This window comes from Burkholderia sp. FW306-1C-G01B (genome assembly GCF_058781685.1).
Genome location: NZ_JBYSWZ010000003.1, coordinates 257271 through 279148 on the forward strand (window position 1 = coordinate 257271; position 21878 = coordinate 279148).

General features: G+C 70.9%; 21 protein-coding genes and 1 pseudogene. 16 read left to right on the forward strand and 6 right to left on the reverse strand.

Features of this window, described 5'->3' with window-relative positions; all coding sequences use genetic code 11:
- Positions 1-6: 6 nt before the first annotated feature.
- From AC3WLY_RS08635 to ligD, 11 genes are all read left to right on the forward strand, one after another.
- On the forward strand, positions 7-234 hold the full coding sequence (locus AC3WLY_RS08635) for a hypothetical protein (RefSeq protein WP_492310355.1): 228 nt from the start codon (positions 7-9) through the stop codon (positions 232-234).
- Complete coding sequence (locus tag AC3WLY_RS08640) at positions 231-542, forward strand: hypothetical protein (protein ID WP_072437848.1); 312 nt, start codon at positions 231-233, stop codon at positions 540-542. The genes AC3WLY_RS08635 and AC3WLY_RS08640 overlap by 4 nt, the downstream gene beginning before the upstream one ends.
- A gap of 25 nt (positions 543-567) precedes the next feature.
- Positions 568-876, forward strand: coding sequence for a hypothetical protein (locus tag AC3WLY_RS08645; protein ID WP_175961757.1), 309 nt, complete (start codon positions 568-570; stop codon positions 874-876).
- A gap of 435 nt (positions 877-1311) precedes the next feature.
- On the forward strand, positions 1312-2751 hold the full coding sequence (locus tag AC3WLY_RS08650; RefSeq protein WP_492310354.1) for an RNA polymerase factor sigma-54: 1440 nt from the start codon (positions 1312-1314) through the stop codon (positions 2749-2751).
- Between the two features lie 85 nt (positions 2752-2836).
- On the forward strand, positions 2837-3025 hold the full coding sequence (locus AC3WLY_RS08655) for a DUF3008 family protein (RefSeq protein WP_072437851.1): 189 nt from the start codon (positions 2837-2839) through the stop codon (positions 3023-3025).
- Between the two features lie 46 nt (positions 3026-3071).
- Entirely contained in the window at positions 3072-3233 is a 162-nt protein-coding gene (locus AC3WLY_RS08660) for a DUF1328 domain-containing protein (protein WP_152859985.1), read from the forward strand.
- Positions 3230-3616, forward strand: a complete 387-nt coding sequence (locus tag AC3WLY_RS08665) for a DUF3022 domain-containing protein (protein WP_175961754.1) — start codon at positions 3230-3232, stop codon at positions 3614-3616. The genes AC3WLY_RS08660 and AC3WLY_RS08665 overlap by 4 nt, the downstream gene beginning before the upstream one ends.
- A gap of 90 nt (positions 3617-3706) precedes the next feature.
- Positions 3707-3967 (forward strand): hypothetical protein, encoded by a 261-nt coding sequence (locus tag AC3WLY_RS08670; RefSeq protein ID WP_492310353.1) that lies wholly within the window; start codon positions 3707-3709, stop codon positions 3965-3967.
- A gap of 10 nt (positions 3968-3977) precedes the next feature.
- On the forward strand, positions 3978-4481 hold the full coding sequence (locus tag AC3WLY_RS08675; protein WP_492310352.1) for a DUF421 domain-containing protein: 504 nt from the start codon (positions 3978-3980) through the stop codon (positions 4479-4481).
- Between the two features lie 53 nt (positions 4482-4534).
- Positions 4535-5524 (forward strand): non-homologous end joining protein Ku, encoded by a 990-nt coding sequence (gene ku, locus AC3WLY_RS08680; RefSeq protein ID WP_204420765.1) that lies wholly within the window; start codon positions 4535-4537, stop codon positions 5522-5524.
- Between the two features lie 24 nt (positions 5525-5548).
- Entirely contained in the window at positions 5549-8407 is a 2859-nt protein-coding gene (gene ligD, locus AC3WLY_RS08685; protein WP_492310351.1) for a DNA ligase D, read from the forward strand.
- Between the two features lie 107 nt (positions 8408-8514).
- Here the strand turns inward: ligD and AC3WLY_RS08690 are convergent, their stop codons facing one another.
- Positions 8515-8865: a DUF3175 domain-containing protein gene (locus AC3WLY_RS08690; protein ID WP_310134226.1), complete on the reverse strand. Its 351-nt coding sequence runs from the start codon at positions 8863-8865 to the stop codon at positions 8515-8517.
- A gap of 236 nt (positions 8866-9101) precedes the next feature.
- Here AC3WLY_RS08690 and AC3WLY_RS08695 point away from each other — a divergent pair, with 236 nt between their 5' ends.
- The 4 genes from AC3WLY_RS08695 (at position 9102) to AC3WLY_RS08710 (ending at position 11044) form a co-directional block, all read left to right on the forward strand.
- A complete protein-coding gene (locus AC3WLY_RS08695; RefSeq protein ID WP_310133840.1) occupies positions 9102-9467 on the forward strand; it encodes a DUF3022 domain-containing protein in 366 nt (121 codons plus the stop codon).
- Between the two features lie 174 nt (positions 9468-9641).
- Positions 9642-10190, forward strand: coding sequence for a type 1 glutamine amidotransferase domain-containing protein (locus AC3WLY_RS08700; RefSeq protein ID WP_034184452.1), 549 nt, complete (start codon positions 9642-9644; stop codon positions 10188-10190).
- A 4-nt stretch (positions 10191-10194) separates the two neighbouring features.
- Positions 10195-10536, forward strand: a complete 342-nt coding sequence (locus AC3WLY_RS08705) for a DUF1488 family protein (RefSeq protein ID WP_175961748.1) — start codon at positions 10195-10197, stop codon at positions 10534-10536.
- Positions 10537-10816: 280 nt separating this feature from the next.
- A complete protein-coding gene (locus AC3WLY_RS08710; RefSeq protein WP_175961747.1) occupies positions 10817-11044 on the forward strand; it encodes a hypothetical protein in 228 nt (75 codons plus the stop codon).
- A 29-nt stretch (positions 11045-11073) separates the two neighbouring features.
- Here the strand turns inward: AC3WLY_RS08710 and AC3WLY_RS08715 are convergent.
- Positions 11074-12326, reverse strand: a pseudogene (locus AC3WLY_RS08715) (phosphatidylserine decarboxylase family protein).
- Between the two features lie 120 nt (positions 12327-12446).
- Between AC3WLY_RS08715 and AC3WLY_RS08720 the strand changes: the two are divergent.
- Positions 12447-12689: a hypothetical protein gene (locus AC3WLY_RS08720; protein WP_310133846.1), complete on the forward strand. Its 243-nt coding sequence runs from the start codon at positions 12447-12449 to the stop codon at positions 12687-12689.
- A 189-nt stretch (positions 12690-12878) separates the two neighbouring features.
- On the opposite strand, the gene treY is transcribed toward AC3WLY_RS08720, so the two are convergent.
- The 4 genes from treY to glgX are packed head-to-tail and all read right to left on the reverse strand — an operon-like array spanning position 12879 to position 21863.
- Positions 12879-15653 carry a malto-oligosyltrehalose synthase gene (treY, locus tag AC3WLY_RS08725; protein WP_492310350.1) on the reverse strand — a complete coding sequence of 925 codons (2775 nt, stop codon included), beginning with the start codon at positions 15651-15653 and terminating at the stop codon, positions 12879-12881.
- Positions 15650-17878 carry a 4-alpha-glucanotransferase gene (gene malQ / locus AC3WLY_RS08730; protein ID WP_492310349.1) on the reverse strand — a complete coding sequence of 743 codons (2229 nt, stop codon included), beginning with the start codon at positions 17876-17878 and terminating at the stop codon, positions 15650-15652. Before malQ ends, treY begins: the two co-directional genes overlap by 4 nt.
- Positions 17875-19740, reverse strand: coding sequence for a malto-oligosyltrehalose trehalohydrolase (treZ, locus tag AC3WLY_RS08735; protein WP_175961742.1), 1866 nt, complete (start codon positions 19738-19740; stop codon positions 17875-17877). The genes malQ and treZ overlap by 4 nt, the downstream gene beginning before the upstream one ends.
- 8 nt (positions 19741-19748) lie before the next feature.
- Positions 19749-21863 carry a glycogen debranching protein GlgX gene (gene glgX, locus AC3WLY_RS08740; RefSeq protein WP_175961741.1) on the reverse strand — a complete coding sequence of 705 codons (2115 nt, stop codon included), beginning with the start codon at positions 21861-21863 and terminating at the stop codon, positions 19749-19751.
- Positions 21864-21878 lie beyond the last annotated feature (15 nt).

The window sequence follows — 21878 nt, forward strand, 5'->3', positions numbered from 1 at the left end:
ATGCCGATGAATCACGACCGCGATCAGTGGCTGCACCGGCCCGACCCGCCGGTGCCCGACGTGGAGCCGGACCCCGAGCCGCCCGATCCCGACGACGTGGAACCGTACCGCGAACCCGAAGGCGATCCGCCCGGGCATGCGCCGCCGGAACGCGAACCGCCTTTGCGCGATCCGCCCGTGCGCGCACCGCCGGCGGGCGCGGCGCCGCGAACGCGAATGGAGGGCATGCAATGAGCATCCGTATCAGACCCGGCATGCTGCGCGACATCGCCGAGACGCTCGGCCGCCATTTCGAGGCGCGCGCGATGCCGTTCCATGTCGAGGAGCAGCCGGCCGGCGCATTGCATATCGGTTTTCGCGTCGATGGCCATCCGGCGTCGCTGACCGTGACCTTCGATGCCGACGCGTTCGCCGCGCTCGAACAGGCGGATATCGAGCGGCAACGCGGCACGCTCACGCGCGTCGCGGCCGAATTCGACGTGATGATGGCGCGCCGCGCACCCACCGCGTATGCGGGGGATTTTCATTTCAACCGGCTCTGAGCCGTCGATCCGACGGAGGATTCCGATGAACACGATCCAGACGATACGCGTGGCTGCATGCGCGTTCGCCGCCGCGTGCGCGCTGGGCGCATGCACGCAGGGCACCACCTACGGCACGCGCGCGGCGCCGCCCGCACCGCCCGACGGCCATGCGACGCCGCCGAGCGCGACGATGCCGGATGCCAATACGCGCTACGAGACGCGCCCGTCGCCGGGCAACACGATGCCGCAGGGCGCGACCGGCGGCGATCCGGCCGACGTCCCGCCGCCGGGCCCGAACGGCGTGCAGGGCGACCAGCGGCTGCCGGGCACGCCGCCGCCGATGCAGTACTGACGCGTCGCGTGTGCCGCACGGCATGCGCGCCGAGCATCGCGCCGCGCGACACGCCGCATTCGTGATGCGGTGAAGGAACGTGACGGCGAAGATGAAACCCGCAGCGTGCTGCGAGCGGATCATGCAGCAGGAGCGCGACATGGCCGCGTGGCTGCTGCGCCACCAGCCGGCGCTGACGGCGGTATTTCCCGATCGCTCGGCCGTCGATCCCATCGATGCGAAGCGTGACGATGCGGTCGACCGAGCGCACTTCTTGCCGCGCGAAATGCGTGCCCCAAACTTGCCGCCGGCTTGTAAAAAAGCGGCCCCGTCAGGTTGCGTGATGGGGCACGAACCCGCGAAAGCCCCGGCACGGCGCGCGTGGGCGGATTGGCACGAAAGCTGCGTAAACCCTGTCGACGAAATACCGCGAACCGAACCGTCAGGAGGCTTTCGATGTCCGTCTCGCTTGCGCTGCAGATGCGACAGCATCTCGCACTTACGCCGAGGCTTCAGCAGTCGCTGCGGCTGCTGCAGTTGTCCTCGCTCGAGTTTCAACAGGAATTGCGGCAGGCGCTCGACATGAATCCGTTTCTCGAAGACGGCCAGGGCGACGGCGAAGAGGAAACCGCCGCCGGAACGCCCGAGCAGGCGGCCGAAGCCGCCGCGCCCGAAGCGTCGCCCGAACCCGACGACGTGCGCCCGCCGGACGGCGAGTTGTCGTATACGGCCGCGCCCGCGCCGCGCGGTACGGGCCGCCAGGGCGACGACGCCGACGGCCTGTCGCCCGGCGAATGGATGGCCGCCGAGCCGTCGCTGCATCAGCAACTGCACGATATGCTGCGGCTCTACCCGCTGAACAAACGCGACCGCGAAGCCGCGCGCATCGTGATCGATGCGCTCGACGACGACGGCTACCTGCGCCAGGAGCTGCCCGACCTGCTGGTCGCGGCCGATCCGGCGCTGCTGCTGTCGCAACAGGATCTCGCGGTCGCGCTGCGGCTCGTGCAGATGCTCGACCGCCCGGGCATCGCCGCGCGCTCGCTGTCCGAATGCCTGGTGCTGCAGCTCGACGCGATCCCGGCCGGCACGCCGGCGCTCGCGGAAGCGAAGGCGATCGCGCGCGAGCATCTCGAACGGCTCGCGCGCCGCGAGACGGCCGAGATCCAGCGGCGCATCGGCTGCAACCCGCAGACGCTGCACGCGGCGTGCGCGCTCGTGCGCGGCCTCGATCCGCGCCCCGGCAATCACTATGGCAGCACGCGCGGCGACTACGTGGTGCCCGACGTGATCGTGCGCCAGGTGCGCGACGAATGGATCGTGACGATCAACCCGGCCGTGCTGCCGCGCGCGCGCCTGCACGAGCGTTATGCGACGCTGTTCGCGCAGTCGAGCGGCGAGCGCGATTCGCCGCTCGGCCAGCAGTTGCAGGAAGCGCGCTGGCTGATCCGCAACGTGCAGAAGCGCTTCGAGACGATCCAGCGCGTCGGCGAATGCATCGTCGCGCGGCAGCGCGATTTCTTCCGCTACGGCGAGATCGCGATGAAGCCGCTCGTGCTGCGCGATATCGCGGATGAGCTCGAGCTGCACGAATCGACCGTGTCGCGCGCGACGGGCAACAAGTACATGGCCACGCCGCACGGCACGTTCGAATTCAAGCACTTCTTCCCGCGCAAGCTCGAGGCGGCGGGCAAGGGCGTGTGCTCGGCATCGGCCGCCAAGGTGCTGATCCGCGACATGATCGCGGCCGAGCGTCAAACCGATCCGCTGTCCGACGTCACGCTCGCGCAGAACCTCGCGGGGCGCGGCATTCTTCTTGCGCGCCGCACGGTGACGAAGTATCGCCAGGCGATGAAGATCCCGCCGGCCGACCTGCGGCGCCGCGACGCCGCATGACGACCCGGGCGACCCAACCGCGCGCGTGCCGTCTGTTGCACCGACATTGCGTCGTATCGCGCGCGCCAACGAGAGGAGCGCAACCATGCCAGCAAAATCCCAGGCCCAGCAGCGTGCTGCCGGGGCCGCGCTGTCGGCCAAGCGCGGCGACACGAAGATGAAGGACCTCAAGCCGCCGGCGAAGTCGATGGCCAAGTCGATGAGCGAGAAGGAACTCGAGAGAATGGCTTCCACGCCGGTTCGCGGCAAACCCAGGCACAAGCACGATGCGTGATCGACGACGACGTGTGTTCGCGACCGCTGTCATCCAGGAGGGCTCCATGCTTCGATACGCCGTCATTTTCTTCATCATCGCGCTCGTCGCGGCCGTGCTCGGCTTCGGCGGCATCGCGGCCGGCGCGGCCGAGATCGCGAAGATCCTGTTCTACATCTTCGTCGTGATCTTTCTGGTCACGCTGCTGCTGGGCGTCGTGCGACGATGACCAGCGCGCCCGACCGCTCGCAGCGCGTCGCGGAACTCGAGCACGCGCTCGCGAACGGCTTCCCGTCGGAGTCGACCGTCGTCGTGCATGCGGACGACGCATCCGGGCGGTTGACGATCCAGGTGTCGTGGGTGCGCGTGCCGGCTGACGAAAGCGCGCGCGAGTGGCGTTGCACGGTCGACCTGCGGTTCGATCCGCACGTGATCGAGCGTTATGCGCGGCTCGACGAGGACGACCGGCTGCGCGTGCGCACGTATCTGTGCGATGGCGCTCGACGCGCGGTGGACGAACGCAAGCCGCGCGTCGAGGACGACGCGATCGAATGCAACGTGGCGCTCGATATTACGGATACCGAACTCGACGCGGCATTGCGCGCGCCCTGACGCCGAGGCCGGCCGCCGCAGGCGCGCTCGCGCGCGCCGCAGCGGCTGCGTGCGTGGCGGCCGCCCATCGAATTCGACGAGGACGCCCCGATGACGAATCCCCCACCAGCCGGCAAGACGCAGCAGGCCGCGCAGCGATACGTGTGCAGGGCGTTCAGGCACCTGAAGCCGAACGCGGCCGTCGGTGCCGAACGCCTATTGCCGGGCGCCGCATATCCGCCGGATTCGGCGCAACGCGTGGGCATCGGGCAGGCGGTCGATCCCGACGCGGTAATGCGCACGTTCCCGGACGACATCGGCCGCCCTCGGATCCGGGCGCGCTGGCAGCAGGCGGCCGATCTGCCCGCATAGCGCCGCCATCATGGACGTCGTCGTCGCGCTGTTCGGACAGGGCCGGATGCTCGGCCCCGGGCAGATGGCGTTGCGTGCGATCGTCGTGTTCGTGGTCGCGCTGGTGCTGATTCGCATCGCCGGGCGGCGCGCGTTCGGGCAGCGTTCGCCGTTCGACTACGTGGTCGGCATTCTGCTCGGCGCGATCCTGAGCCGCGCGGTGGTCGGCGCGTCTCCGTTCGGAGCGACCGTCGCGGCGTCGCTCGCGATCGCGCTGCTGCATCGTGCGATCGGCTGGGCATGCGTGCGCTCGCGCCGGCTCGAGCGGTTGCTGGTAGGCGCCGAGCGCGAGGTGTATCGCAACGGCCGCTTCGACGACGCACAGATGCGTGCCGCGCTGCTTACGCCGACCGACGTGCGCGAAAGCGTCCGGCAGGCGACCGGCGCGACCGACCTGTCCGACGTCGACGCGGCGATCCTGGAGCGCAACGGACACGTGAGCATCGTGCGGCGCAGCCGCAGCCGCCGGCCGTAGCATCGGCCGCGGACGAAGGCGTCCGACGCAACGACGCCGCAAGGAGGACACCCATGGCACGCATGATCTGGAAAGGCGCGATCAGCTTCGGGCTCGTTCACGTGCCCGTGCAGCTGTTCCCGGCGACGCGCACCGTGAAGCCGTCGTTCCGGCTGCTCGACAAGCGTTCGATGGACCCGGTCGGCTATCGGCAGATCAACAAGCGCACCGGCAAGGAGGTCGCGCGCGAGGACATCGTGCGCGGCTACGAGTACGAGAAGGAGCGTTATGTCGTGCTGACCGACGACGAGATTCGCGCGGCGAACCCCGAATCGACGCAGACCGTCGACATCGTCACGTTCGTCGACGCGGACGCCGTGTCGTTCCTGTATCTCGACACGCCGTACTACCTGGTGCCGGACCGCAAGGGCGAGAAGGTCTATGCGCTGCTGCGCGACGCGCTGAAGGACAGCGGCAAGATCGGCATCGCGCACGTCGTGATGCACGATCGCCAGCATCTCGGCGCGCTGATCCCGGTCGGGCCGCTGCTCGCGCTCGATACGCTGCGCTGGCAGGAGGAACTGCGCCCGCTCGACGAGCTGCCGGTGCCGGCCGGCGACGCGAAGCGCGCGGGCGTCAGCGCGCGCGAGCTCGCGATGGCGAAGAAGCTGATCGACGACATGTCGGGCACGTGGACGCCCGACGAGTATCGCGACACGTTCCGCGACGACATCCTCGAACTGGTCGAGCGCAAGGTGCGCGCGGGCAGCGTCGAGGAGATCGAGGACCGGCCGGCGCAAACGGCGCGCACGGCGGCCAACGTCGTCGACCTGACCGAGCTGCTGAAGCGCAGCCTGAAGGGCGGCGGCGCGCGTGCTGCGCGCGAGGACGACGACACCGGCGCGTCCGCGCCGCGCACCGCGAGCGGGCGACGCAAGCCGGCCGCGAAGGCTGCCGCGCGGAGCGCCGCGAAAGCACCCGCGAAACGGCCGGCCGCGAAGCAGGGCGCGACGGGCGCGCATGCGGCAAAGAAAACCGCCGCGCGCCGGAAGCACGCCGCATGACACCGCGCGACACGAGGTGACGCGATGGCCGGCAAGCTCGATCCCTATCGTCGAAAACGCCGCTTCGACGCGACGCCGGAGCCGGAAGGCGCGCGCGGGAAGCGTCGCGCGAAGCCGGGCGCCGAATCGAAGCAGACGAAGCAGACGAAGCAGACGAAGCAGACGAAGCAGACGAAGCAGACGAAGCAGACGAAGCAGACCAAGCAGGCGCGCACGGCTGCCCGGGCGCGCCATCCGTTGCGTTTCGTGATCCAGGAACATCACGCGACGCGGCTCCATTACGACTTCCGTCTCGAACTCGACGGCACGCTCAAATCGTGGGCCGTGCCGAAGGGGCCGAGCGTCGATCCGTCGGTGAAGCGTCTGGCCGTGCAGGTCGAGGACCATCCGCTCGAATATGCGTCGTTCGAGGGCGAGATTCCGGCCGGACATTACGGCGCAGGCACGGTCGTCGTGTGGGACGAAGGGACGTGGACGCCCGACGGCGGCGTCGCGCAGGCGCGCGACGGCTATCGCGCGGGCAAGCTGACGTTCCGGCTCGATGGCGAAAAGCTGCACGGCGGCTGGGCGCTCGTGCGCAGCGGGCGGCAGCAGGGGCGCCAGCCGCAATGGCTGCTGATCAAGGAGCGCGACGACGACGCACGCGATGCGGACGAATTCGATGTCGTTGCGCAGCAGCCGGGCAGCGTGCATGACCGCAGTGCGCGGGCCGCACGCGCGGCGCCCGCCGATGCATCGCCGCCTGCACGCACGTCGCGACGCAGCCGCGACGATGCGCCCCATACACGCGGCACGCCGCGCGACCGCAAGGATCGCAAGCCACCAGCCGACGCCGACCTGTCGCACATCGAAGGCGCTGTCCGCGCGCCGCTGCCCGAGCGCGTCGCGCCGCAGCTCGCGACGCTGGTCGATGCTCCGCCCGCGCAAGGCGACTGGCGCTACGAAGTGAAGTTCGACGGCTACCGGATTCTCGCGCGCGTGTCGGGCCGCGGTGCGCGGCGGCATGTCGCGCTGATGACGCGCGAGGGCCGCGACTGGACCGCGAAGCTGCGTGCGCAGCGCGATGCGCTTGCGGCGCTCGAGATCGAAAACGCGTGGTTCGACGGCGAGGCGGTCGTGCTCGGCGACAGCGGCCTGCCCGATTTCCAGGCGCTGCAGAACGCGCTCGGCGCGGGCCGTTCCGACGCGATCACGCTGTTCGTGTTCGATCTGCCCTATCTGAATGGCAAGGATTTGCGCGATGCGCCGCTCGCTGCGCGCCGCGCGTTGCTCGAACCGCTGCTGGCGGGCAGCGACGCCGCGCGGCTGCGCTATTCGCCGGATCTCGGCGGCGACGTCGCGTCGCTGATCGCGAGCGCGTGCGACACCGGCCTCGAAGGGTTGATCGGCAAGCGCGCGGATTCACGCTATCGCGCCGGCCGCTCCGCCGCGTGGATCAAGCTCAAATGCCGGCGGCGGCAGGAGTTCGTGATCGGCGGCTACACGGAGCCGTCAGGCAGCCGGCACGGCTTCGGCGCGCTGCTGCTCGGTGTGTACGAGCCTGAATCGGGCGGCAAGCGGCGGCGCGGCGCGCCGCCATTGCGCTATGTGGGCCGGGTCGGCACCGGGTTCGATGCGCGCATGCTCGACCGGCTCGCCGCGATGCTGCGCAGGCACGAACGCGATACGACGCCGTTCGACCCGCCGCCGCGCGAACGGTCGCGCACGCGCGTGCACTGGATCGATCCGACGCTCGTCGCCGAATGCGAATTCGCGGAATGGACGGGCGACGGCATCGTGCGGCAGGCGGCGTTCGTCGCGCTGCGGGAAGACAAACCGGCGGCGCGGATCGTCCGCGAGATGCCGCGCCACACCGAAACGGAGACGGCGATGGACGAACGCGATGCAGCGCACGACAAACACGAACGCGCACGGCACACGGATACCGCGAGCGGCCACAAGCGTCGCGCGAAATCGCACGCGTCGTCCGGCGACGCGCGCGTCGAATCCGGCGCCGACCACGTCGGCCGCGTGCGCATCACGCATCCCGATCGCGTGCTCGATCCGCAGCACGGCACGCGCAAGATCGACCTTGCGCATTACTGGCAATGGGTCGCGCCGTGGCTGCTGCCCGACCTGAAGGGCCGGCCCGTGTCGCTCGTGCGCACGCCGGGCGACATCACGGGCGAGCTGTTCTTCCAGAAACATGCGGAGCGCCTCGAGATTCCGTTCGTCACGCAGCACGAAGGGCTCGATCCCGGCCACGGGCCGCTGCTGTCGATCGACAGCGTTGACGCGCTGCTCGGTGCCGCGCAGATGGGCACGGTCGAGCTGCATACGTGGAATGCGCACGCATCCAATATCGAGCGGCCGGACCGCATCGTGTTCGACCTCGATCCCGATCCGGCGCTGCCGTGGCGCGCGATGATCGACGCCGCGCAACTCGTGCGCGGGCTGCTCGACGAGCTGGGGCTCGCGTCGTTCTGCAAGACGAGCGGCGGCAAGGGGCTGCATGTCGTCGTGCCGATCACGCGGTACGCGGGATGGGACGACGTGAAAGACTTCTCGCGCGCGGTTGCGCAGCACGTGGCGGGCGCGCTGCCCGAGCGCTTCACCGCGACGATGGGGCCGCGCCACCGGCGCGGCAAGATCTTCGTCGACTATCTGCGCAACGGCCGCGGCGCGAGCACGATTGCCGCGTATTCGGCGCGCGCGCGGCCGGGCATGGGCGTGTCGGTGCCGCTCGGCTGGGACGAGGTGCCCGAGACGACGGGCGGCGCGCAGTGGACGATCGACACGCTGCACGCGCGTCTCGACGGGCTGAAGCGCGATCCATGGGAAGGCTATGCGGATGCGCGCCAGCGAATCACCGCGAAGATGCGCGCGCGGCTCGGCGCATCGTGAGCGCCGCGATGCCCGTGGCCATCGGCACCGCGCCGACGATCAGGTAGCACAGCGCTTCGTGCATGCGCGCGATCGGGGCGGGGCGATGCGGCGGTGGCCGGCCGCCGTCACGGCTTGCGGCCGAAGGCTTCGCGCAGTTTCCGCTTCGCGCGTTCGAGCGTCGCGCGGCGCGTTTTCGGCAGGTTGCGGCCCGCGCGGTTCACGTAGAAGTTCAGCATCGACATCGCCGACTGGAACGGCGAAGACTTGCGGCGGCGGCTCTGTTCGGCCGAGCGCTTCAGCGAAGCGGCGATCGCTCCCGGATCGTCGGACTTGAAGACGTCGGGCTCGATGTCGAGCACGTCGCTTTTTTTCGTGACTTCGGCGGACCAGCGGTGTTGCGGATCGGCGCTGCGGGCCCGGCCAGGGCGGCGCGTCGGGCGTTTGCCGGGCGCACGGGAAGCGGAAGCTGAAGGCATTGCAGGGCTCCGTATGGCGTCGCAGGGACGGACGGGCAACGGCGTCGCAATTCGCGTGCCGCGCGGCGACCTGCCGCCGGAGGCATGGCCCTTGCTGCAAGGTCCGGGCAGGCGTGCCATTCCGCCCTCTTCGTTCAGCACGAACGCCTCGTGACATCCGCATTACATCCGCATTCGAACCGAATGGCCGGCGCCGTTTGAAGCAGGCGCGCGCGGCCGCCACGCAGGAGGACACCATGCGATCGAACTCCCGGATCAGTCTGGAAGACGATGCGACGGACGCCGACACGGTCGACGCCGGCGATTTCGATACGACGGTCCGTCTCGACGTCGAGACAGGCACGGTCACGTTTCATGCGGCGTGGTCGATGGCGGCTGATGCGCCACCCGATACGGGGCGGCATTCGGTCGTGCTGGTGCTCGACTGCGACACGATGGAACGCTACGCGGGCCTCGACGACGGCGCCCGGATGCGCGTGCACGCGATGCTGCACGAGGCCGTGCGGGACATGCTCGACCGGCTCCCCGACAACGACGACGATCTGACACTGACGGTCGAACTGACCGACGCGATGCTCGATGCGGCGATCCGCCTGCAGTAATCGTGTAGGGTCGGGTTACACGCCGTTGAAATCTTTTCAGCCCGGGCGCGGCGGCGCGGCATGGGCCGGTTTTGGCCGGTCTCTTCTGTCGCCGTCGTCCGGCCGCATGCGGCACGGCAATTGCTCCGTGACCGGGACGGCATAAAGGGTGCCGCGGCATCCACGGAGGTTTCCATGAGCGGCAGACTGGACCATTGCAAGGTAGCGATCCTGGCGGTCGACGGCTTCGAGGAGGCCGAGCTTGTCGAACCGCAACGTGCGCTGGCGGCCGAAGGCGCGCAGGTCGACGTGATTTCGCAGAAACGCGGCGAAATCCAGGGGTTCAGGCACGTCGACAAGGGCGCGCGCGTGAAGGTCGACCGCACGTTCGACGACGCGCGCGAGGGCGACTACGACGCGGTCGTGCTGCCCGGCGGTGTCGTCAACGGCGACGCGATCCGGATGATCCCGGCCGCGCGCGAGTTCGTGACGGCGGCCGTCGGCGCCGGCAAGCCGATTGCCGCGATCTGCCACGGCGGCTGGCTGCTCGTGTCGTCCGGGCTCGTGGAAGGGCGCACGATGACGAGCTGGCCGAGCCTGCAGGACGACATCCGCCATGCGGGCGGCAAGTGGGTCGACGAGGAAGTCGTGCGCGACGGCAACCTGATCACGAGCCGCAAGCCCGCCGACCTGCCGGCATTCAGCGGCGCGCTGGTCGAAAGTCTCGCGTCGCGGAGCGCATAATCCGATGCCGGCCGATTCCCCCCGCCGCGTGACGCTGGCCGCTGCGCCGCCCGAATTCGACGGCGCGGCGCTGCAACTGTGCTTCACCGTCGACGTCGACGGTCAGCCGGAGCACTGCGCGATCACGGTCGAGGCGCTCGAGGATCATTTCGGCGCGCCCTCGGCGCTGGAAGCCGACCTGCGCGACGCGTTCGAGCGCGGCCGCGCGCGTATCGAGGCTGCCTGCGCGGATGTGCTGGCGGACGGCAAGGGCGGCGTGGTACTGCACAGCGGCTATTTCCGCGCGCACGGCCGTGCGGCGGCGGGCAGCGTGAAGGCCGGCATGTCCCGTTCGCGGCGCTCCTGATCGAGGCGCCGTGGCCGACGCGTTTGACCCGCGTTCGCGTTCGGCCGCTCGGGTTCGGCCCGCTCGCGTCCGGCATTACACGTCGTTGAAAACTTTGCACGGGCGGCCGGACGCCGCGCGGTGCCCTATCGCGCCGCGCGCCCCACGGCCCGGACGAGCGCCGCTTCGCGCGCATTGGCATGGTCCGTGCGCGCATCGACGATCGCCGGCGCGCGTGTCGCGCCGCATGCCGATGCGACGCCGTCGTCGCATTGCGTGAAGCCGTCAACGGGGAACGAGCATGCTGACCGCCCATGAATTTGCCGCGCTGTTCCTGGTGTATCGCGCACCGGAACAGATCCAGATCGATCGCGAGGACGTCGCCGCGCTGGTCGAACAGAACCTGATCGTGATGCAGGGCGACGCCGCGTCGGGCGAGCGCCGGCCCGCGTTGACGGCCGACGGCCTGTCGGTGCTGCGGTGCATGCAGCGGCGCGACGGGTACGAGCCCGACGGCACCGATGCGTGACGCGTGACGATGACGCGCGGGCGCGCTGCTCACCGCGCGATCGCGACGGACGCGTTCACTTGCACGACGGGCGTGTCGCCGTCGAACGGCGGCGCGTACAGGAAGCGCTCGATCACGCCGGCCTCGAACAGCAGGCAGTACGTCGATCCGCCGAACTGGAAGCGGCCGATCTCGTCGCCCTTGTCGACGCGCTGGCCCGGCACGACCTCGATCACGCACGACGACACGTCGCCCATCCCGACGAATACCGCGGCCACGGTGCCGATGCCCGGGTCGTCGCTCTCGATCGCGACGATCGCGCGCGCGGCGACCGCCGTCATGTAGCCCTGCGAGTCGTTGAGCCCGGCCGGGTCCGGGCCTTCGGCTTCGGCGACCGAGTAGTAGGTGCCGTCGATCCGGTATGCATGCGTGTGACGGTGCCGCGCACCGGCGCATGCCAGCGATGGTAGTTGTACGCGCTGAGATAGGCCTGGTAGAGATCGCCGCCGACGAAGCGCTCGGCGAGCGGTCGCCCGGCGCGCGTGAAGATGTCGTGCAGCGAATACGGCTGCGCCTTGATCCAGAAGGTGTCGCGCATCTTCACGTTCGTTTCGGTGTGGTACGGCGCGGCCTCGCACGCGCTGACGATCACGTGCGGATCGTCCGGCGCGTCGACGGGCCGCGCGCCTTCCCGAAAGCGTCGCGTGAAGAAGTCGTTCCACGAATCGAAGCCGAGGTGCGGTTGATCGTCGCGATAGCGGAATTGCGACAGCCCGATGCGCTGGCGCGCTTCGTCGCAGAACCAGCCGTCGGGCGCCGACGTATCGAGATGCTCGCGCGAATGCGGGCCGCCGAGGAAGTCGCACCAGACGTTCAGTACCCGTTTCAGGTGCGCGTTGACGGTTGCGTCCCGAAACACAGCGTGGCCCGACGGCATGCACATCGGCCAGTCGAGGAACGCGTTCAGCGGGCACACGATCAGGCTCGATTCGCTGAACGGCGGCGTGTAGGTCATCAGGTGGTCGATCACGGTCATCAGTTCGCCGATCGACGTGTAGCCGAGCCGGCGGCCGGATTCGACCGCCTCGTCGATCGCGCGGACGAGGCCCATGCGCAGCACGGCGCGGTCGTCGAACAGCCGCGCGAGCGCCTGCACGGCCGGCGTGCGCAATCGTTCGCCGGCATGCGCGCGCGCGTCGGCCGCGATTTTTTCGCGGAACGCGGCCATGTGCGCTTCCTCGCAGGTCAGCCATTCGCCGAGCCGGCGGCGCGCGGCGGGCGGCGTGTGGGGTTCGGTCGGCATCGTCGGCTCCTGCGGCTGGATTCGGTACGAACACGTAGCAAGACGCTTGCCCGGAGGCGGCATCGAAATTGCGGCCTTTTCACCGGTTTTTCAGTTTTTCAGTGACGCAGGAGAGAAACGATGAATGCGGGTTCGAATGTGCGGCAGACGAAAGGCACGGCATCGGACGACGAGCGCCGGCGCGGCGGGCGGCGCACCGTGACGCCGACGCGCACGCGGGTTCGTGCGGCGAAGCACGGCGAGACGCGACGGTCGAGGGAGCGCGATGCGAAAGGGACCGTGACCGCGGGCCATGGCGACAACGCGGGCGCGCCGCTGTGGGAGGACGACGGCGGGACGCTGCCGCCGGAAGAGTGGTCGTGATGTCGGGCGTTTACTGTCCCGCCTGTCGCTCTGGCCGGTAACGATCGACTAGTGCGCCATCGCTCGATTCCCCGTCGCGAAAGGCCAGGGATACTGTGACATCACGGTTCGCGATCAGCCATGCGGCACCGATTGGATCGTCGGGTATCCGCGGACCGTTTTGCATAACTTCGATTATGACCGGGCGATTCAGGGATTCCGATCCGTTGGATGAGCCGCGACGAGTACGGCAACAGGCAGCGCAGCCAGACAGCGATCGAGCCTGATCAAGCCATCCGGCGCGTCGACTCCGTCCCGCGCATTCAGCCAGTCCGCCCAGGGCTCTTTGACGCCCTGCGGCAACACGACCGCCGTATCGCCCCATAACGCGGGCTCCACGCGCGGCAACCCGGGCCTGTCGCCGAGCAGCCGGCACGCAAGCCGCGTTGCAACGATCACCACGGTCGCCGCATCGCCGCACCGCGCGAACGCAACCGCGTGACGCCCGAGCGTGCCGCGCACGCGCAGCGGCACATACGCACCGTCGGCGAACGTCGCCGGCCACCGCGCGCGCAGCGCGAGCATCCGTTCGATCAGCGCCCGTTTCACGCGCGCGTCCGGCCAGGTCGGCAGGTACGACGCGACCGGCGCGTCGACGCGCTCGGCCGCCAGTGCCGCGAACGGCACGTCGCGCCGGTTGTCCGGATCGACGAGCGAGTGATCCCATCGCTCGGTACCTTGATAGAGATCGGGCACGCCGGGGGACGCGATCCGCAGCGCCGTCTGCGTCAGGCTGTTGACGATGCCGGCCGGCGCGATCCGCGCCACGAACGCATGCAGCCGGTGCGCGAAATCGCCTGCGCCGCGCGGCGTCAGGATCGCGCGGACGAACGCTTCGCAAGCGCGCTCGTAGTCCGTCTCGGGCGCGAGCCAGTCCGTATGCCGCTTCGCTTCGCGCAGCGCCTTCGTCTGCCAGCGCACCACGCGTTCGATGAGCGCCGCGAGCCCCGCGTCGTCGTCGGGCATCAGCGACGGCGGCCAGCAGCCGACCAGCGTCTGGTACAGCATCGCCTCGGCGGCCGGCCCCGGCGCCCACGCCAGGTCGCGATGCACGCCGCCGCGCCGAGGCAGGTTGAGCGCGGACCAGTCGAGCGATACCGCGCGCCAGGCGTCGGGCATCTCGCTGAGCACCGCGAGCCGCGCGCGCGCGTCCTCGCCGCGCTTGTGGTCGTGCGTGGCCGTCGCGACGAGCGTATGCGGCACGATTCGGGCGCGGCGCCGGTTGCGCGCATGGAACGCGCCGCGCGACAGGCTGAAGTCGCCTGCGTCGGCGCCGACCTCGTTGCGCGACAGCAGCCGGCCGTAGCGATAGCAGGCCGTATCCTCGACACCCTTCGCGGCCAGCGGCGCGGTGAGCTGCGCGAACGCGACGCGTACCGCATGCAGCGCGGCGGCGCCTGCGCGCGGCACGCGCACGACCGGTAACCCGAGCCACGCGGCGACCCGGTCGAGCGCGTAGCGGTCGGCCGGATCGACGGCCGCGCATGCCCGTTCATACGCCTGCGCGAGCACCCGGCGGTCGGTGTCGGCGGGCGCGTCTTCCGGTGCCGGATACATCCGGTACACGGGCAGCCGCACCGCGAGTTCGCCCAGCACGCGCTGGATCGCGACCAGACTGACGTCGCGCGTCGCGGGCGACGCGCGCGCAATGCCGTGCAGCGCCCGCGCGACGCGCGCATGCTCGGCGGCGAGCTGGCGCATCAGCACGCGCCGCTTGCCGTCGAGCGCCTCCTGCGCGAACGTGCGCGACGAACCGGACACTGCGGCCCAGTGGGCGGCCAGCGGCGCGGCGCCGGCCGGGTCGTGCAGCAGCGCGCCGACGTCGTTCATGAAGTCGTAGCCGGTCGTGCCGTCGACGCCCCAGTCGTCGCGCAGCGCTTCGCCGGGCGCCAGGATTTTCTCGACGACGACGTACGGCCGCTCGTCGCGCAGCGCCGCGAGCCGCGCATGCAGCCGCCGGCAGTACGCGCGCGGATCGGCGAGCCCATCGACGTGATCGACGCGCACGCCGTCGATATATCCGGCCGCGTAGAGGCGCAACGGCAGCGCATGGACGGCGTCGAACACCGCATCGTCGTCGATGCGGATGCCCGCGAGCGTCGCGATGTCGAAGAAGCGCCGCCAGTTCAGTTCGTCCGCGGCCGTGCGCCACCACGCGAGCCGGTAGTGCTGGCGTTCGAGCAGCCGGTGCAGCCACGCGCGCGAGCGTGCGCTGCGCGGATCGGCGCCGCGCAGCACGGCGTCGAACGCATGCGGGCCGTGCGCGGCCGCGTAATCGCGCAACGCCGCATGCGCGGCGGCCAGCCGGGCGCTGCCGTGCGCCGGCGCGGCGCCGAAGCGTTCGGCGAGCGTGTTCAGGTCCGAGCGGTTCGCGATGCGCAGGATGTCCGCATAAGTGGCGGCGGCCACGGGCAGCTGCCGCCCCGGGCACGCAACGAAGAAGCGGCCGGTCGACGGATCGGCGCCGAGCGCGATGTCGCCGGCCGTGAGCGCGTCGCCGTACGGCGTGCCGAGGCAGGGCAGCAGCACCTTGCCGTCGAGCGCCGCGTCGGGCGGATGCCAGTCGATGTCGAAGCAGCATGCGTACGGGCTCGCCGGCCCCCATTCGAGCACGTCGTTCCACCAGCCGTTCGACGAGCCGCCGACGCCCATGTGGTTCGGCACGATGTCGACGATCACGCCGATGCCGCGCGCGCGCAGCGCGCCGACGAGCCGGACCAGGCCGGCTTCGCCGCCTAGTTCGGCGCTGACCGAGCCGTAGTCGACGGTGTCGTAGCCGTGCAGCGAACCAGGCTCGGCCGTCGTGACCGGCGACAGGTACAGGTGGCTCACGCCGACGCGCGCGAAGTAGTCGGCGTGCATGGCCGCATCGTCGAACGTGAAACCCGCATGCAGCTGCAGCCGCAGCGTCGCGCGCGGCGTCATGCGTCGCGCTCCCGCGAACGGCGCGCGTGCGCGACGGCCGCGATGCGCTTGCGCACGTCGGCGTCGAACAGCGTGTCGACGGTGCGAGGCAGGCGCCGCAGCCAGTTCGGATGGCCGCATGGCGGCCCCGGCAGATTCGGCTGCTCATCCAGCCCGAGCAGATCCTCGAGCGGCAGGATCGCGAGCGGCGACGGGCTGAGCGCGACATACGCGAGTATTGCGCTCACGGGCGGCGCGCCGGCCGGCGGGACAGCGCTGTTGGCGGGCGCGCAACCCGCGTGCTGCAATGCGTGCCACAGCGCCGCGCGTTCGGTTGCGCGTTCCGCCTGGGCGGCGATCAGGTCGGGATCGGACGCGGGCGGGGGCGTGGCGGGCGCGGCGCGGTCTGCTTCCGTGCGGGGCATGCCGTCATGCCCGACGTCGGCGCCTTGCACGATTTCGTTCGAGTCTTGCGCACTCGCATCGCTCGGCGTGCTTTCGGCCGCGCCGTTTTGCTCGCCGTTTTGCTGCTTCCCGCTGTCGGCCGCCACCCGCCGCCACCCCAGATCGACCCCGCGCCACCAGCCGGCCACGGTCGGCAAGTCGTGCGTCGACGTCGTCGCGATCGCATCGCGATCCCACGCGGACGGCGGCCGGAATGTGCCGCACGCATCGCGCTCGAACCACAGCACGCGCATCCCCGCGATCCCCTGTGCACCGAGCCGTTCGCGCAAACCGCCCGGCACCGTGCCGAGATCCTCGCCGATCGCGATCGCGCGATGGCGTGCCGCCTCGAGCGCGACGAGCCGCACGAGATCGTCGACCGGATAGCGCAGGTAGGCGCCGTCTCGCGGCGTGCCGCCGTCCGGCACGATCCACATCCGCGCGAAGCCGAGCACGTGGTCGATGCGGATGCCGCCCGCATGCGCGAACGCCGCGCGCAGCAACTCGATGAACGGGACGAAACGGTCGGCGCGCAGCGCGGCGGGCGTCCACGTCGTCACGCCCCACGCCTGGCCGGCCGCATTGAACAGGTCGGGCGGCGCGCCGAGCGACACGCCGCGCAGCAGCGTCGTGCCGTGCGCCCACGCGTCGCTGCCCGCGCGGTCGGAGCCGACCGCGAGATCGGCGATCAGCCCGGTCGCCATGCCCGCGCCGCGCGCCGCATGCTGCGCGTCGCCGAGCGCGCGCGATGCGCACCATTGCAGGAACGTGTGGAATGCGATCGTGTCGGCATGCGCGTGCGCGAACGCATCGACTTCGGCCGATGACGGCGTGCGCCACGGCGCCGGCCATTGCCGCCAGTCCGCGCCGATCCCGTGTTCGATGCAGAATGCCTGCAGCGCGTCGAAGCGCGCATGTGCGTCGAGCGCCGCGCCGCCGGCCGCGCGAAAGCGCTGGTACGCGTCGCGCGACGGCGCGCCGTTGGCACGCCATGCATCGAAGCATGCGCGCAGGCGGCGCAGCTTCGGCGGCAGCACGCGCGGCCAGTCGATCAGCGGCGCATCGATTGCATCGTCGCGCGCGTGAAGCGCAGCCTCGGCGCCCGGCACCGCGTCGCAGTCGAGATACGCGACGTTGTGCCAGCGCCGCGACGACGGCGAATACGGGCTGTCGTGCGCGGGCAGCGCGGGATAACCGGCGTGCGTCGGGCTGATCGCCACCGCCTGCGCGCCGTGCCGCGCCGCGTGCGCGGCGAGGCGCGCGAGCGCGGTGTAGTCGCCCGCGCCGTCGTCGCCGGTACGGCGCAGGCTGTAGAGCTGGGCTGCGACGCCCCAGCGGCGGCCTGCGTCGGGCGCGCGCGCGAACGCGTCGAACGGCCGCGCGCGCAGCGGCGCGATCGCGAGCCCGATGCGCTGCTCGCCGATGTCGAGCGCGTGATAGCCGGGCATCGCGAGCGGCGGCAGCGTGCCGTGCTCGCCCGCACCGGCCACGCGCCCGTCGACGTAGCCGCCCGTTTCGAGCGCGATCCGGAAGTGTGCGCCCGGCAGTGCGATCGTATGCGGGAGCGTCAGCGGCAGGCCGGCATCGCCGGTGACGATGCGCGGCGGCGCCGCGTTCGCATCGGCGAGCGCCGCCGCGCTGTCGACGCGCTGGAGCGCCGTGCCGCACGGCCAGCCGAGCGCGTCGACGAGCGCGGCGAGCGCATCGTCGCCTACCCGCCGCGCGACGCCGCCCGCGTCGGTCCAGTCGGTTTCCAGTCCGGCCGAACGGGCGAGTGCCGCGATCGATACGTCGGTCGTCATGATCGGCCTCGCCCGTTCGTGCGGTGACTCAGCGCATCGTGGTTGACCGCGCCGTCGCGCCACGCGATGCACGCACGTGGCGGCAGGCGCAGGTCTCGCAGCCGGTCGCGCGCGCGCGGCGGCGTCTCGAACACGATCTTGCCGAGCGGCAGCGCGGGCAGCACCGCGTCGTGCGAGCCGAGGTTCAGCGCGATCGTCAGCGTGCTGCCGTTGCCGAGCCGCCAGCGTGCGGCGAGCGCCTGCGGTTCGCCGTGGCCCGCGAGCAGGTCCACGCCGAGCGCGCGCGCGCCGGCCAGGTGCGGCGTCACGAGCGCCGCGCGCACGGTCAGCGCGCTGCGGTAGAAGTGCCGCCATGCATCGGCGTCGGGCCATGCGTCGTCGGCCGGGTGTTTCGACAACGAGCGCACGAACGTCGCGATGTCGTTCGGATCGGGAATCGCGTCGCGATGCGCGGGATCGGCGAACGCGGGAAACGCCGCGAATTCGCGGCGCCGGCCTTCGCGCACGGCGTCGGCGAGTGCGCCGCGATAGTCGGTGAAGAACTGGAACGGCTGCGTGCTGCCTTCCTCCTCGCCCATGAACAGCAGCGGAATCTGCGGCATGAGCAGCATCAGCGCGGTGGCCGCGCGCAGCGCGTCGTCGTTCGCGAGCGTGCGCAACCGTTCGCCGAACGCGCGGTTGCCGATCTGGTCGTGGTTCTGCAGGAACGCGACGAACGCGGTCGGCGGCAGGTGCGCGCTCGGCTCGCCGCGCGCGGCGCCGCCGTGCAGCGGCGACGGCTCGCCCTGGTACGCGAACCCTTCGCCGAGCGTGCGCGCGAAATGGCGCAGCGGCGCGTCGGCGTACGCGCGGTAATAGCCGTCGCGCTCGCCGGTCAGCAGCACGTGCGCGCTGTTGTGGAAATCGTCGTTCCACTGCGCGTCGAAGCCGCCGGGCCCGAGCAGGCTCGCCGCGTTGCGTTCGTTTTCGAGCACCAGATGCACCTGGCGTGCGTCGCCCGCATGCGCGCGCACGCGGCGCGCGAGCTCGCGCAGCCACGCATCGTCGTCGATCGCATGCGCGGCGTCGATGCGCAGCCCGTCGAAGCGGTATTCGTCGAGCCAGTAGAGCGCGTTGTCGATGAAGAACGCGCTCGTCTGCGCACGCGCGAAGTCGATCGCGGGCCCCCACGCCGTTTGCCGGTCCGCGCGGAAGAACGCGGGCGCGTAGCGCGGCAGCAGGTTGCCGTCGGGGCCGAAGTGGTTGTAGACGACGTCCAGGAACATCTGCAGCCCGAGCCCGTGCGCGGCGTCGACGAGCGCCTTCAGTTCGTCGGGCCGCCCGTACGACGCATCGGGCGCGAACGGCAGCACGCCGTCGTAACCCCAGTTGCGCGTGCCGGGGAACGCATTGACGGGCATCAGCTCGATCGCCGTCACGCCGAGCGCGGCGATGGCCGGCAGGCGCCGCTCGACGCTCGCGTAGCCGCCGCATGCGCCGACGTGCAGTTCGTACAGCACCGTCTCGTGCCACGGGCGGCCGCGCCATGCGTCGTGGCGCCAGCGATAGGCGGCCGGATCGACGACCTGGCTCGGGCCGTGCACGTCGTGCGGCTGGAAGCGCGACGCGGGATCGGGCACGGCGAGATCGCCGTCGAGCACGTAGCGATACAGCGCGCCGGGGCCGCACGGCGCGACTGCGTCGAACCAGCCGTCGCCGGCGGCCGTCATCGCGACGGATGGCCCGCCATGCAGCTCGACGGCCGCGGTGCGGCTCGCGGGCGCCCACAGCCGGAAGCGCGTACGGCCCGCGTCGATGCAGGTCGCGCCGAACGACGACGCGAACGCATGCGTGCCGGGCGGATGAGCGGAACGTGACGTCATGGCGGTCCTCACGAAGGCGGGTCGGGCGGCACGGCGGCGACGGCGACCGCGGCCGCATGCGCGGCGACGTCGAGGCCGTCGGCCGGCCACGCGCGCGGGCCGGCGTCCGGCTTGGCCGTGTCGACCAGCACGCGGTAGGCGAGCGCAGGCGCGGGCGGCGCAAACGTGATCGTTTCGGACGACGCGTTCAGCATCACGAGCAGCGACTCGGTGCGCCCGGTGCGGCCCGCGCCGACGCGCCGCATCGTCAGTGCGCGGCGCTCGCGGTCGTGCCACGCGGGCACGGTCAGCGCGTTGCCGCGTTCGTCGAACCAGTCGATCTCGGCCATGCCCGGCGCGCCGTCGTGATCGCCCGACGGATAGCGCGGCGCCGACATCAGCGGGTACATGCGCCGCAGCGCGGCGAGCCGCGACACGAAGCGCATCAGCTTCACGGCCTCGTCGCTGCGCGCCAGGTCCCAGTCGAGCCACGACAGTTCGTTGTCCTGGCAGTACGCGTTGTTGTTGCCGTGCTGGGTGCGGCCGAACTCGTCGCCGGCGACGAGCATCGGCGTGCCGAGCGCGGTGAACAGCGTCGCGAGCATCGAGCGCGCGACGCGCGCGCGCACGTCGCGGATCGCCGCGTCGTCGCTCGGCCCTTCGGCGCCCCAGTTCGCGCTGCAGTTGTCGTCGCGGCCGTCGCGGTTGTCCTCGCCGTTCGCGTCGTTGTGCTTGTCCGCATACGACACGAGATCGGCGAGCGTGAAACCGTCGTGCGCGGTGACGAAATTGACCGATGCCCACGTATGGCGCCGCTGGTGGTTGAACAGGTCGGCCGATCCCGCGAGCCGCGCGGCGAGTTCCGGCCGCTGGCCCGCGTCGCCGCGCCAGAAGCGCCGCACGGTGTCGCGAAAGCGGTCGTTCCATTCGGCGAAGCCCGGCGGGTGGCGGCCGAGCTGGTAGCCGCCGGGGCCGAGATCCCACGGCTCGGTGATCAGCTTGCGCTGCGCGAGCACCGGGTCCTGCCGCAGCGCGTCGAAAAATCCCGCGCCGGGATCGAAGCCGTGATCCTCGCGGCCGAGCGTCACGCCGAGATCGAAGCGGAAGCCGTCGACGTTGAACGCGGTGGCCCAGTAGCGCAGCGAATCCATCACCATCTGCACGACGCGCGGGTGCGACAGGTTCAGCGTGTTGCCGCAGCCCGTCTCGTCGACATGAAAGCGATGGTCGCCCGGCACGAGCCGGTAGTAGCTCGCGTTGTCGAGGCCGCGCCACGACAGCGTCGGGCCGAGCTCGTTGCCTTCGCAAGTATGGTTGTAGACGACGTCGAGCACGACCTCGATGCCGGCCGCATGCAGCTGGCGGATCGCGATGCGCATCTCGTCGAGCCGCCGCGTCGCGAGATACGCGGGTTCCGGCGCGAAGAACGCGGCCGTGTCGTAGCCCCAGTAGTTGCGCAGCCCGCGTTTCACGAGTTCGCGCTGCTGCAGGAACGCGTGGACGGGCAGCAGCTCGACCGTCGTGACGCCGATCGACAGCAGGTGATCGATGAACGCCGGATGCGCCAACGCCGAGAACGTGCCGCGCTCGGGCGCGCGCAGCCCGGCGCGGCGCATCGACACGCCGCGCACGTGCGCCTCGTAGATCACCGTGCTGCGCCACGGCACGCGCGGGCGCCGGTCGTTGCTCCAGTCGAACGCCTCGTCGACCACCACGCATTTCGGCATCGCGGGCGCCGAGTCGCGCCGGTCCATCGACAGGTCCGCGCGGCTCGAATGCACGCGATAGCCGAACAGCGCGTCCGACCAGCGGAAGTGGCCGACCAGCTTGCGCGCGTACGGATCGAGCAGCAGCTTGGTCGAATTGAAGCGATGGCCGTGCTGCGGCTGGTACGGGCCGTCCGCGCGCAGCCCGTACACGGTGCCCGGATGCGCGTTGGGCAGGTAGCCGTGCCACACCTCGTCGGTGCATTCGGGCAGGTCGAGGCGCGCGAGTTCCCTGCGGCCGGTCGGATCGAACACGCACAGCTGGATGCGCTGCGCGTGCGCGGAGAACACCGCGAAGTTGGTCCCGAGGCCGTCCCAGGTCGCGCCGAGCGGATAGCGGCGGCCGGATTCGAGGCGAGCGGGCAGGGCACTCGGCATGGGGCGGAACTCTCC

What these genes read in the sequence shown, in the direction of transcription:
- AC3WLY_RS08710 (WP_175961747.1), top strand. Translation starts at nt 10,817, where the DNA reads ATGCTGACCGCCCATGAATTTGCCGCGCTGTTCCTGGTGTATCGCGCA.
- AC3WLY_RS08660 (WP_152859985.1), top strand. Translation starts at nt 3,072, where the DNA reads ATGCTTCGATACGCCGTCATTTTCTTCATCATCGCGCTCGTCGCGGCC.
- AC3WLY_RS08645 (WP_175961757.1), top strand. Translation starts at nt 568, where the DNA reads ATGAACACGATCCAGACGATACGCGTGGCTGCATGCGCGTTCGCCGCC.
- AC3WLY_RS08670 (WP_492310353.1), top strand. Translation starts at nt 3,707, where the DNA reads ATGACGAATCCCCCACCAGCCGGCAAGACGCAGCAGGCCGCGCAGCGA.
- treY (WP_492310350.1), bottom strand. Translation starts at nt 15,653, where the DNA reads ATGACGCCGCGCGCGACGCTGCGGCTGCAGCTGCATGCGGGTTTCACG.
- AC3WLY_RS08700 (WP_034184452.1), top strand. Translation starts at nt 9,642, where the DNA reads ATGAGCGGCAGACTGGACCATTGCAAGGTAGCGATCCTGGCGGTCGAC.
- malQ (WP_492310349.1), bottom strand. Translation starts at nt 17,878, where the DNA reads ATGACGACCGACGTATCGATCGCGGCACTCGCCCGTTCGGCCGGACTG.
- AC3WLY_RS08695 (WP_310133840.1), top strand. Translation starts at nt 9,102, where the DNA reads ATGCGATCGAACTCCCGGATCAGTCTGGAAGACGATGCGACGGACGCC.
- AC3WLY_RS08675 (WP_492310352.1), top strand. Translation starts at nt 3,978, where the DNA reads ATGGACGTCGTCGTCGCGCTGTTCGGACAGGGCCGGATGCTCGGCCCC.
- AC3WLY_RS08635 (WP_492310355.1), top strand. Translation starts at nt 7, where the DNA reads ATGAATCACGACCGCGATCAGTGGCTGCACCGGCCCGACCCGCCGGTG.
- ku (WP_204420765.1), top strand. Translation starts at nt 4,535, where the DNA reads ATGGCACGCATGATCTGGAAAGGCGCGATCAGCTTCGGGCTCGTTCAC.
- AC3WLY_RS08650 (WP_492310354.1), top strand. Translation starts at nt 1,312, where the DNA reads ATGTCCGTCTCGCTTGCGCTGCAGATGCGACAGCATCTCGCACTTACG.
- AC3WLY_RS08640 (WP_072437848.1), top strand. Translation starts at nt 231, where the DNA reads ATGAGCATCCGTATCAGACCCGGCATGCTGCGCGACATCGCCGAGACG.
- AC3WLY_RS08655 (WP_072437851.1), top strand. Translation starts at nt 2,837, where the DNA reads ATGCCAGCAAAATCCCAGGCCCAGCAGCGTGCTGCCGGGGCCGCGCTG.
- AC3WLY_RS08705 (WP_175961748.1), top strand. Translation starts at nt 10,195, where the DNA reads ATGCCGGCCGATTCCCCCCGCCGCGTGACGCTGGCCGCTGCGCCGCCC.
- glgX (WP_175961741.1), bottom strand. Translation starts at nt 21,863, where the DNA reads ATGCCGAGTGCCCTGCCCGCTCGCCTCGAATCCGGCCGCCGCTATCCG.
- AC3WLY_RS08665 (WP_175961754.1), top strand. Translation starts at nt 3,230, where the DNA reads ATGACCAGCGCGCCCGACCGCTCGCAGCGCGTCGCGGAACTCGAGCAC.
- treZ (WP_175961742.1), bottom strand. Translation starts at nt 19,740, where the DNA reads ATGACGTCACGTTCCGCTCATCCGCCCGGCACGCATGCGTTCGCGTCG.
- AC3WLY_RS08690 (WP_310134226.1), bottom strand. Translation starts at nt 8,865, where the DNA reads ATGCCTTCAGCTTCCGCTTCCCGTGCGCCCGGCAAACGCCCGACGCGC.
- ligD (WP_492310351.1), top strand. Translation starts at nt 5,549, where the DNA reads ATGGCCGGCAAGCTCGATCCCTATCGTCGAAAACGCCGCTTCGACGCG.
- AC3WLY_RS08720 (WP_310133846.1), top strand. Translation starts at nt 12,447, where the DNA reads ATGAATGCGGGTTCGAATGTGCGGCAGACGAAAGGCACGGCATCGGAC.